Annotated in this window: 8 protein-coding genes; 6 read left to right on the forward strand and 2 right to left on the reverse strand. The window is 35.7% G+C overall.

Features of this window, described 5'->3' with window-relative positions:
- Nucleotides 1-307 precede the first annotated feature (307 nt).
- Nucleotides 308-1,807 (forward strand): carboxypeptidase-like regulatory domain-containing protein, encoded by a 1,500-nt coding sequence (locus ACSHW7_RS15745; protein WP_435680325.1) that lies wholly within the window; start codon nt 308-310, stop codon nt 1,805-1,807.
- Nucleotides 1,808-1,926: 119 nt separating this feature from the next.
- On the forward strand, nt 1,927-3,246 hold the full coding sequence (locus ACSHW7_RS15750; protein ID WP_435680326.1) for a M24 family metallopeptidase: 1,320 nt from the start codon (nt 1,927-1,929) through the stop codon (nt 3,244-3,246).
- 82 nt (nt 3,247-3,328) lie between these two features.
- Here the strand turns inward: ACSHW7_RS15750 and ACSHW7_RS15755 are convergent, their stop codons facing one another.
- Together ACSHW7_RS15755 and ACSHW7_RS15760 are read right to left on the reverse strand one after the other, a co-directional pair.
- A complete protein-coding gene (locus tag ACSHW7_RS15755; protein WP_435680327.1) occupies nt 3,329-4,042 on the reverse strand; it encodes a leucine-rich repeat domain-containing protein in 714 nt (237 codons plus the stop codon).
- Between the two features lie 91 nt (nt 4,043-4,133).
- Nucleotides 4,134-4,781 (reverse strand): alpha/beta hydrolase, encoded by a 648-nt coding sequence (locus ACSHW7_RS15760; protein ID WP_435680328.1) that lies wholly within the window; start codon nt 4,779-4,781, stop codon nt 4,134-4,136.
- A 41-nt stretch (nt 4,782-4,822) separates the two neighbouring features.
- Here ACSHW7_RS15760 and ACSHW7_RS15765 point away from each other — a divergent pair, with 41 nt between their 5' ends.
- The 4 genes from ACSHW7_RS15765 to ACSHW7_RS15780 form a co-directional block, all read left to right on the forward strand.
- Nucleotides 4,823-5,242 carry a PaaI family thioesterase gene (locus tag ACSHW7_RS15765; protein WP_435680329.1) on the forward strand — a complete coding sequence of 140 codons (420 nt, stop codon included), beginning with the start codon at nt 4,823-4,825 and terminating at the stop codon, nt 5,240-5,242.
- Nucleotides 5,243-5,246: 4 nt separating this feature from the next.
- Nucleotides 5,247-6,314, forward strand: coding sequence for an isochorismate synthase (locus tag ACSHW7_RS15770; RefSeq protein ID WP_435680330.1), 1,068 nt, complete (start codon nt 5,247-5,249; stop codon nt 6,312-6,314).
- 123 nt (nt 6,315-6,437) lie between these two features.
- A complete protein-coding gene (gene menD / locus ACSHW7_RS15775) occupies nt 6,438-8,111 on the forward strand; it encodes a 2-succinyl-5-enolpyruvyl-6-hydroxy-3-cyclohexene-1-carboxylic-acid synthase (RefSeq protein WP_435680331.1) in 1,674 nt (557 codons plus the stop codon).
- 488 nt (nt 8,112-8,599) lie between these two features.
- Nucleotides 8,600-10,425 (forward strand): CARDB domain-containing protein (locus ACSHW7_RS15780; protein ID WP_435680332.1); only part of this gene is annotated, 1,826 nt, incomplete at its 3' end.

Below are 10,425 nucleotides of genomic sequence, written 5' to 3' on the forward strand. Positions count from 1 at the left end.
TGCCATCGAGCGACTACTGGTTCAGGGTGGAGTACACCGAACAGGAGGTGAGAAAAGAAATAAAAGGACATTTTACCCTGAAGAGGTAGGGTCGTTCAGTAAACCATGATAGAATCCCCCGCTACGGAATATCGTAGCGGGGGATTCTATCATGGTAACGGCTTGGTCGCAGTGCTTCAGATGTCCTGGGGTGGGGATTTCAGAAGTGGGTACTATTTCACTCATTGAGATAGACCGTTTACTCAATAGCGGTTTTTTCAGGAATATTCATAACATAGTTTTATATCTTAATCTAAAACTCAACGTTATGAAAATTTTACTTTACACATTATTATTAGCAATTGTGCTTCCATTGCAAGCACAACAAATTACAATTAACGGAACCGTTACTGATGATGCTGGACTACCATTGCCAGGTGTTAATGTTTTAGAAAGAGGTACGACAAATGGTACACAAGCAGATTTTGATGGTAATTATTCAATTAATATTTCGGTAGGAAGTGAGCTTGTATTTTCATACGTAGGATTTGATTCAAAAGCAGTTAAAATTTCAGGAAGAAAATCGGTTATTGACGTTTCTTTGGTACAGGGTGCTACTTTGAATGAAGTTGTAATTACGGGATATGGCGGTCGTACTAGGGAGCGTAATTCACTGGGCTATGCTGTGTCAAGAATTGAGACCGAATCAATAGATAAAAGGAAAGGTATAGATGTCGTACGAACGCTTAATGGAAAAGTGTCAGGAATTGAAATCATTAAAGGAAAAGATATGTCATCAAAATCTCAATCTGGTTTGTTGACGGCTGCAGAAATTAATGATAATGAAAATTGGAAATCTTATAAAAAAAATCTTTTAGCAAATCAAAATGAAGGATATAATGTAGTCAATAGATGGGACTTTCTTTCGGATAAAAGAATAGTAGTTGAAGTAGTAAACCTTAATAATAAAGCTATACAAGACATTAAAGTGCAGCTCTTTTCAGAAACAGATCAAATTGATATAGCTAGGACTGATGTATTTGGGAAAGCGATTTTTTTGAGAGGTAAAGCTAATAAATTAAACCAATATTCGCTACAAATACTTAATGATGGTAAGATTTATAGTCAAAAGATTTCTAATAATAAGGAAGTACAAAGAATTGTTGTGTCCAATGAAAAAGAGCAAACTAAAGATATTGACATTATGTTTACAATCGATGCTACAGGATCAATGGGAGATGAAATGCAATATCTAAAGGTAGAAGTTGAGAATATTATGTCACGGCTTGATAAAAGTATATCTCGCAAAAGATTGGCACTTACTTTTTATAGAGATAATGGAGATGCTTTTGTAGTTAGTCCATATAATTTTAATGAAGATATTTCATTGATGAAAAAAGTATTGTTAAGATATGAAGCTGATGGAGGCGGTGATTATGAAGAAGCAGTTGAAGAAGCACTTAAAGTGTCGATAGCGCAATCTTGGAATGAAGATGCGAAAACAAAAATAATATTTTTATTATTGGATGCTCCGCCACATTTCAATGAACAAAATATTACAACAATGAAACATCAAATTAAAAAAGCAAGAGAAAAGGGAATTAAAATAATCCCAATAGTAGCGAGTAATGCAAACAAAGAATTAGAATTTTTAATGAGATACTTTAGCGTTGCTACAAATGGTACCTATGTGTTTTTAACTGATGATAGTGGTGTAGGTAATACACATTTAAAGCCTACTACTGATGATTATACCGTTGAAAAATTAAATGATTTAATTGTTAGACTTATTGAAAAATATGCAGGTGTACAAAAAATTACTATTTAAAAATAATAGTTTGTTTATTTTTAAACCCGTCTAGTTTGTTATGAATTTGATGGGTTTTTTTCTTCCGAAATGTTGCTGAAGTTTTAAATCTTAGCGATCTTTAGTAAAAACTTTATGCCATGAAAAAAACAGCAATTTTACTTTTCTTACTCATCACGGTTTCAATGAACGCTCAAATCCTTTCAGAAAGAGATAGAGCAACCATGCGCGACGAAATTTTAGCAGACAGATTTACAAATTTGTTGCCCAAATTAATGGATGAAACCGATTTTGAAATGTGGCTCGTTATCGCAAGAGAGTATAATGAAGACCCAGTAATGCGAACCATGTTGCCAGCAAAATGGCTAAATGCACGCCGCAGGACGATACTCGTTTTTTATAGAAACAAAGCTACGAACACGATGGAGCGTATTGCCGTAGCTCGTTACGATGTGGGCGATAATATTACATCGGCTTGGGATAAAGAAAAACAACCGGATCAATGGGCAAGGCTCGTGGAAATTATAAAAGAACGCAACCCTAAAAATATAGGTATCAATGTTTCGGAGCATTTTGGAATTGTGGACGGACTTGTAAAAACAGATTACGACGAATTGATGGATGTGCTTCCACAGCAGTATAAGGATCGTGTGGTTTCCGCAGAAAAATTAGCGATTGGTTGGATTGAAACACGCACCGAAAAGGAAATGAAACTCTATAATCAATTGGTCAATGTTACAACTGCAATCATTGATGAAGCATTTTCGAACAAAGTGATTACACCTGGCGTTACAACAACCGATGATGTTGTGTGGTGGATGCGACAAAAGGTGACCGATTTGGGACTCGAAACATGGTTTCACCCCACAATAGATGTACAGCGAGATAACGAAGAATTGAAAAGCCATATTTATTCATTTACCAAAGGCGAAAAAGAAAAAGTGATTATCCCCGGCGACCTATTGCATTGTGATTTTGGAATCACTTACATTACGCTAAATACAGATTGTCAACGTCACGCTTATGTTTTAAAAGAGGGAGAAACCAAAGTCCCTCAGTTTTTAGCCGAAGCCTTTAAGAAAGGAAACAGAATACAAGATATTTTTACTTCAAATTTTAAGTTGGGGAGAACGGGCAACGAAGTTTTGGCTATGTCACTTGAACAAGGGAAAGCCGAAGGTATGCGTCCGTCAATTTACACCCATCCTTTAGGTACTTATGGTCACAGCAGTGGCACTACGCTTGGCATGTGGGATTCGCAAGGCGGTGTTCCCGTAACTGGTGATTACCCTTTACATCACAATACGGTGTATGCTATTGAATTGAATACAACGGTTAATATTCCTGAGTGGAATAAAGACATTCGCATCATGCTAGAAGAAGCAGGTTTCTTTGGAGAAAACGGATTTAGATATGTAAACGGAAGACAGGAAGCGATAAAGCCGATAAAGGTTTTTTGAGATTAACTTTTTGAAATGTAAAAAAGAAAAGAGTCCTGACTATTAATAGTCAGGACTTTTTAAAATATACCTAAAAATACTATTAATTTTCGTCGTCGCTAGTTTCAGTAGCAATTACGGTTTTTGCTGGAATAAAAGTACCTGGGTTTTTGAATGCTGGGTTGTCAACACCTTGTTCAAACAATATAACGCTAGCGAAAGCTTCAGTATTTGTGATTTCGTTTTCAGAGATTACTAATTTTCTAAGGCTTTTACTGTCTATTAATGCGTAAGGAATAGTTCCTCCCAAATTGTTATCAAAAACATTAAGCACTTGTAAGTTTTCAAGATTTCCAATAGCTACAGGAATTGTACCTTCTAAGTTATTGCTACTTAAATGTAATTGCTCTAAGTTTTCAAGATTTCCAAATGTAGTAGGTATTGTTCCTACGAGTTCATTTCCGTTAACAGCAAATACTTTTAAATCTTCTAAATCCCCAATTGTAGCAGGTATTGTACCTGACAATTTATTGAAAGAAAGTTCAAGTTTTTTTAATTGCTCTAGATTACCTAGTGTGTTAGGGATTGTTCCTTCAAGATTGTTGAACAATAAACTTAAACCCACTACGGCATTGTCTTCTACAGTTACACCGTGCCATGTTTTCACTGGCTCATTGAGGTTCCATGTATGTATCCAGTTTTCTCCATTTGTAGAAAGGAAAAGGTCTGTAAGTGCAGCTTTTTCTTCTTGTGATACTTGAGCAAAAGATGCAGAAGCTGTTAGCAAAAGAGCGGTAACAAAGAGTAGTTTTTTCATAATTAGGTAGTTTATTTCTTACAATACAGAGTAAATTAACCACTTATTATGATGTTGTGCAAATAAATTCGATGAAATGCACTGTCTTGCATCAAGATTTTCCTACGAATTTTTCTAAAGAAGGGATATGAACCTCGTGAATACCTTTAAACACTTGCGTTTCAAGTCTATCACCAAAAAGTTTAGTGCCTTTTAATAATTCTTCGGTTTTCTTGGCTTCATTTATATATTCGTCTGCATCGCCATAAAGATATGTAACTTTGGTTTTTGGATTTAGATATTCAAAATCTTCGGGAATGAGTTCAGTAGGAATTCCGCCACTATGCAAAATAAGATGATTGCATTGTATTTTTCGCGAAGAAAGCCATCGGGTTGCAATTGACACTCCTTGTGAGTATCCTAAAACAATAAAATTTACTGGTGTTTCTGAAATTTCAGCTTTATAAACCGCGTCAATATAGTTAAGTACGTTTTGCGTTTCGGTTTTGGTATTCTCTTTAGTGAGCCAGCAGGCGCCCACATGTTTAAATTTTGTGCCAAGGTAATATTTTGAGGGAGCCTGAGGGGCGATAAAATAATTTTCTTCGGCGTTAAGAGTTTCAAAACTTCGAAGAAAATATCGACTTAAATAGCCCAATCCGTGAAAGACCAACCATACGTTTTTGGTTTTTGATGTTAGGTTGTTTAAAGTTTCAAAAGTATTTTCGGAAATATAATTTACTCTTTTTTCATTACTCATTTCAAGGCTGTTTTGTAGCTTTACAAATGTAATTTATTGAAATGAATTTATCTAAAGACGAAATTTTAAAAAAGTGTAACCTTATGTGCAAAAACACATTAATGGAAACGCTAGATATTGAATTTATTGACATTTCTGAAGATACCGTAACCGCAAGAATGCCTGTAAACTCACGTGTGCATCAACCTGATGGTGTGTTGCATGGTGGTGCATCTGTCGCTCTTGCAGAAAGTGTGGGGAGTGCTGGAGCTTTTATCTTTTTGAGTGAAAAGGACATCGCCATACGTGGCATTGAAATCGCTGCAAACCATGTGAAAAGTATTAAAGATGGGTATGTTTATGCCAAGGCAAAAATTTTGCACAAAGGGCGCACCACCCAGCTTTGGCATATTGCTATTGAAAATGAAGCTGAAGAATTAATTTCAATGATAAAACTAACCACGCTCACACTTCGTATATAATACAATGAAACTCCCCAAATTAGTTGAAACTGTTTATGCACATTGGCAAAAGGAACTGCCTTTCGTGCTATTTTCTGAACCTAACAGCAAACAAGTAACCGCGTATCTTCAAACTAATGATGACCAATGTTTTACAAATGATTTCAATGAAGAATCATTTGTTTTTGCTCCTTTTGAATATAAGGAAAAAGCACTATGCATTATCAAGGATTCAGCCACAATTTTACAATCCACAATAAATGGTTATATCACTTCGTCAAAGGATGTGAAATTAGACGCCAACCCAAGCGAAGAAAAACGCTACAAGCATTTCGTGCAAAAGATTATTAATAACATTGAACACAAAAAAGTAGTCAAAGTAGTTGCGTCTCGAAGAAAAACGGTTGATTTAAAAAACTTTAATTTTGAGACTCTTTTCAATGAACTTTTAACAAGCGATTTTTCTGCTTTTAGATATATTTGGTATCATCCAACTACTGGATTGTGGTGTGGCGCTACTCCAGAAATTCTCTTTACCTGTGATGGTATTTCATTTTCAACAATGGCATTAGCAGGAACTCAAAAAAACGTTGAAAATCAAATTCCGGAGTGGACTTATAAAGAACAATTTGAGCAGCAATTAGTAACAGATACGATTGTTACAAACCTACAACGTTTAACTTCTGTTCTTAAAACTTCGAGACCCAAAACGCATGTTGCTGGCTCACTCATTCATTTAAAGACAGATATAAAAGGCGTGTTGAAAAATGGGCGTTCTACAATACCTAATATTGCTTCCGTATTACATCCCACTCCAGCTGTTTGCGGTACTCCAACCAAAGTGGCAAAAGAAATGTTATTGGAAAATGAGGGGTATAACCGCGAATTTTATACAGGTTTTCTAGGACTCGTAAACGGAAAAGAGAAACTGGCAAGTGTTTTTGTCAATTTAAGATGTATGAAAATTATTGGTTCTGAAGCATTCATTTACGTGGGTGGTGGTATTATTCAAGGTAGTGAACCCCAAGCAGAATGGGAAGAAACCGAAAACAAAATGGCAACCATGCTCAAAGTGCTTTCGCCACTGCTCTAAATTATTGAGCTTTGAGAGACCCAATGGGATGTTCATTATTTCACTTCAATGCGTTTAACTATAAATATTTGTTTTTTCATAAAATAGAATGTCTATTTAAATCGCCTTTGTACCTTTGAAATAATGAAATTTTCAAATAAACTCCTTTCTCAAACTATCACACAATTATGCCTAGCCAAAGGGATTGACCACATTGTAATTTCCCCGGGTTCACGTAATGCGGCACTTACCATCGGATTTATAGGAAATGAAAATTTCAATAATTTTTCAATAGTCGATGAGCGTTGTGCAGCATTTTTTGCACTGGGTATGGCGCAACAGCTTAAAAAGCCCGTTGCTGTTGTTTGTACTTCCGGTTCGGCATTGTTGAACTATTTTCCCGCCGTTGCCGAAGCTTTTTATAGTGATATTCCATTGGTGGTAATTTCGGCAGATAGACCTGCGCATCTTGTAGAAATAGGCGATGGGCAAACCATACAGCAAGAAAACGTATATGGAAATCATGTGCTCTATAGCGCAAATTGTATCGAGGGGGAAGAGCAACAAACACACAATGAAACCGAAATTAACATTGCATTAAATACCGCCATCGAACTCAATGGTCCCGTGCACATCAACGCGCCATTTAGCGAGCCGCTCTATCGCACCGTTGAAACTCCAGCGGTAAGACCCCAAAATGTCCCGGCCAGAATATCAGATACTAGTAGTGATTTAACTGCGGAAATACTAAATCCATTGGCAAAACAGTGGAACAACGCACATCGTAAAATAATTCTTGCAGGCGTACTCGTGCCCGAAAGTATAGAGCAACAATTACTGGACGAACTTGCAAAAGACGATAGTATCATAGTCTTGACCGAAACTACCTCAAACCTTCATCATCCAGATTTTTTCCCGGCTATTGATCAGTTAATAGCACCGCTAACAGAAACCGAATTTCAAGATTTACAACCAGATATTCTACTCACATTTGGTGGAATGGTTGTTTCAAAAAAGATAAAAGCTTTTTTAAGAAATTATCCCCCCAAAGCCCATTGGCATGTTAATGAGAAAAAAGCATACGATACATATTTCAATTTAAAAGAGCATATTAAAACAGATGCCAATAGTTTTCTAGAAGCCTTTTTGCCTTTAACGGAAAAAATCAAAGGTGATTATAATCCGAAATGGTTAGATGTTAAGATGAAGCGATTGGAAAAGCATGATCAATACGTGCATCAAATTCCGTATTCAGATTTTTCTGTTTTTGCTGAAATTTTTAAAAATCTACCTCGTGACATTCAATTGCAATTAAGCAATAGTGCAACTATAAGATATGCACAACTGTTTAATTTTAATGCGAGCGTTCAAGTTTTTTGCAACAGAGGAACCAGCGGAATTGATGGTAGTACTACAACAGCAATTGGAGCAGCATATGCTTCAAAACTACCAACCGTTTTTATTACAGGCGATTTAAGCTTTTTCTACGATAGCAATGCCTTGTGGAATAACTATATTCCTTCAAATTTTAAAATTATAGTGATCAATAATGGAGGCGGGGGTATTTTCAGGATTTTAACAGAGGCTAAACAATCAGAAAAGTTCGAAGAGTTTTTTGAGACAAAACACAAGTTAACTGCTCATCAATTGTGCGAACAATTTGGTTTTGAATATAGCTCGGCTCATGACACACTTTCGGTCAAAAACCAATTAGATTCATTTTTTAAAATTTCAGAAGCTCCGAGACTTCTTGAGATTTTCACACCTTCCACGGTAAATGACGAAGTACTTTTGGATTATTTCAAATTTGTAAAATAATTTACCTTGTGAAAGCACTGCTGACATTCAATGAAAGGTAAATTTAAGGTCTTTCAAATGGGTATTTTCAAATTTCAACTAAATAATCTTATTGTAGATTAGCACAATATTCATACAAAACCCTTGCCAAGGATATCTCAGCGAGGGTTTTTATTCTGTGGATAGAATAATGCCTGGAATCTAATATTATGTGATATGAATTTCAGAAAGAAAAAATATCTACACTATTAATTTAAAAGTTGAAAATTTTACAATCTATGAAATTATAACGCACTTAAAAATGCAAAACCGGCTATTTGTAAAACCATTAATTAATTAGTTGATTCAAAACGTTGCTTAGATTAAGCGGATATTGTTTTAAACTTCTAATATAAAACTCCTTTTTTGTCACATGAAAAAGATTTTTTTTATAGTATTACGTATTATTAAAAAAATGCATATTATTAATGTTATAAAAATATTGTAATTTGTATGCTAAATTCGTGATTATGAAAAAATATCTATTTTTCTTGTTAATAGCTTGTTTTTCAAGTGTATCAAATGCACAAGTAGAGCCTATTACATTATTTCAACAATTTAATGGAAGACTTGATTTTACTGGGGTGGGAAATACCTTAAATGCATCTGCTAATCCTGCATCTTGTCAACTAATTAGTGAAAGTAGTGCAGATTTAATGTTGCAACCAACCCAAACTATTGTTTCAGCTCATTTATACTGGAGTTCTCCTTGGGTTAATGCTGTTGGAGGTGATTTCATTGTAACGCTTAATGGAACACTGGTGAATGCTACAAGAGACTTTCATTTAACAGCGGGTACAGGAAATACTTATTTTTCGGCTTATGCAGATGTTACTGATATAGTTCAAGCAACAGGTAATGGAACTTATACGTTTTCTGGACTTGAACAAGATTTAACTCCTACTGGAGCATGTAATAATGGTACTAACTATGGCGGTTGGGCCATGTATGTGATTTATGAAGATCCAGCTCTAACACAAAATCAAATATCACTTTTTGATGGATTAGAATTTGTCTCGGCAAATAATACAAATATTGACATTACACTTGGACCACTGGATGTTGCCAGTGATCAATTTTCTAAAATTAGCTTTTTAGCTTGGGAAGGGGATGCGTCTATCAATAATAATGAGACATTGATTATTAATACTAATTTAATTTCAGATCCTCCATTAAACCCAGCTGATAATGCTTTTAACGGTACAAATAGTTATACTGGCTCTAATACACTTTGGAACATGGACTTTGATTTCTATGACTTAGTAGGTATCGTTGCTCCAGGTGACTCTGAAATTGATATTTCGTTAACCTCAGGTCAAGATTTTGTAATGGTTAACAATATTATTACAAATGTGAATTCTGAACTTCCCGATGCTACAATTACAATTGATGAAATAGGAGTGTTGTGTGATAATAGTGATATTGATGTTGATTATACGGTTTCAAACATTGACAGTACAGAAGCCCTTGAACCTGGACTACCTATTGCTTTTTACGTAGATGGTGTGTTATATGGACAAGCTGTAACGGCGGGGATAATTCCTATTGGTGGCTCCGAAAGTGGAACGATTACACTAAATTTTGCACCACCTACTCCCACAGTATTTACATTAAGAGCTGTTGCAGATGATGATGGAACGGGAATGGGTACTGTAGATGAGAATAATGAAGATAACAATTTTTTTGATTTAGTTGTTGATTTATCTCAACTAGGATTAAATCTTGGGCCAGATTTATTCCCATGTGTGAATGAAGTAGTTACAATAGGTCAGGACTTAGGGCCAGATTTTACCTATCAATGGTATTTCAATGGTGGTTTTTTACCTAGTGCTACGGGACCTTTTTATAATCCTACATTGTCAGGAACCTATACGTTAGAGGCTTTTCGAGGATTTTGTGTAGTCAATCCAGATATGATAGATGTTACATTTCAACCAGACCCTATAGCTGGGATTCCGGATGATTTAGAAGCTTGTGATGGAGTACCGAATGATGGTTTTGCTATTTTTGATTTGACGACAAGGACCGCACAGATCCAGAATGGAAATGCAGGTACAACTGTAACCTTTTATGCAAACCAAGGGCTGGCTGAATCTGGGGCCTTTCCATTTGCCACACCAAATATGTTTACCAATACAACTGCATCTTTTCAAAGGGTTTGGGCAAGATTGGAAGTGGATGCCTTTGGCTGTTACGATGTAGTTCCTTTGGACCTTATCGTCAACGACAGTCCTGCCATTACGGACCCTATCAGTGATTATTTTTTGTGCGACTTGGATGGCGACGGTCTCGAGAC

This window comes from Patiriisocius sp. (assembly GCF_051252435.1).
Classification (GTDB): Bacteria; Bacteroidota; Bacteroidia; order Flavobacteriales; family Flavobacteriaceae; genus Patiriisocius.

Bases quoted from the DNA above. Each gene is read 5' to 3' on its own strand.
- ACSHW7_RS15760 (WP_435680328.1), bottom strand. From the start codon at position 4,781: ATGAGTAATGAAAAAAGAGTAAATTATATTTCCGAAAATACTTTTGAA.
- ACSHW7_RS15765 (WP_435680329.1), top strand. From the start codon at position 4,823: ATGAATTTATCTAAAGACGAAATTTTAAAAAAGTGTAACCTTATGTGC.
- menD (WP_435680331.1), top strand. From the start codon at position 6,438: ATGAAATTTTCAAATAAACTCCTTTCTCAAACTATCACACAATTATGC.
- ACSHW7_RS15745 (WP_435680325.1), top strand. From the start codon at position 308: ATGAAAATTTTACTTTACACATTATTATTAGCAATTGTGCTTCCATTG.
- ACSHW7_RS15770 (WP_435680330.1), top strand. From the start codon at position 5,247: ATGAAACTCCCCAAATTAGTTGAAACTGTTTATGCACATTGGCAAAAG.
- ACSHW7_RS15755 (WP_435680327.1), bottom strand. From the start codon at position 4,042: ATGAAAAAACTACTCTTTGTTACCGCTCTTTTGCTAACAGCTTCTGCA.
- ACSHW7_RS15750 (WP_435680326.1), top strand. From the start codon at position 1,927: ATGAAAAAAACAGCAATTTTACTTTTCTTACTCATCACGGTTTCAATG.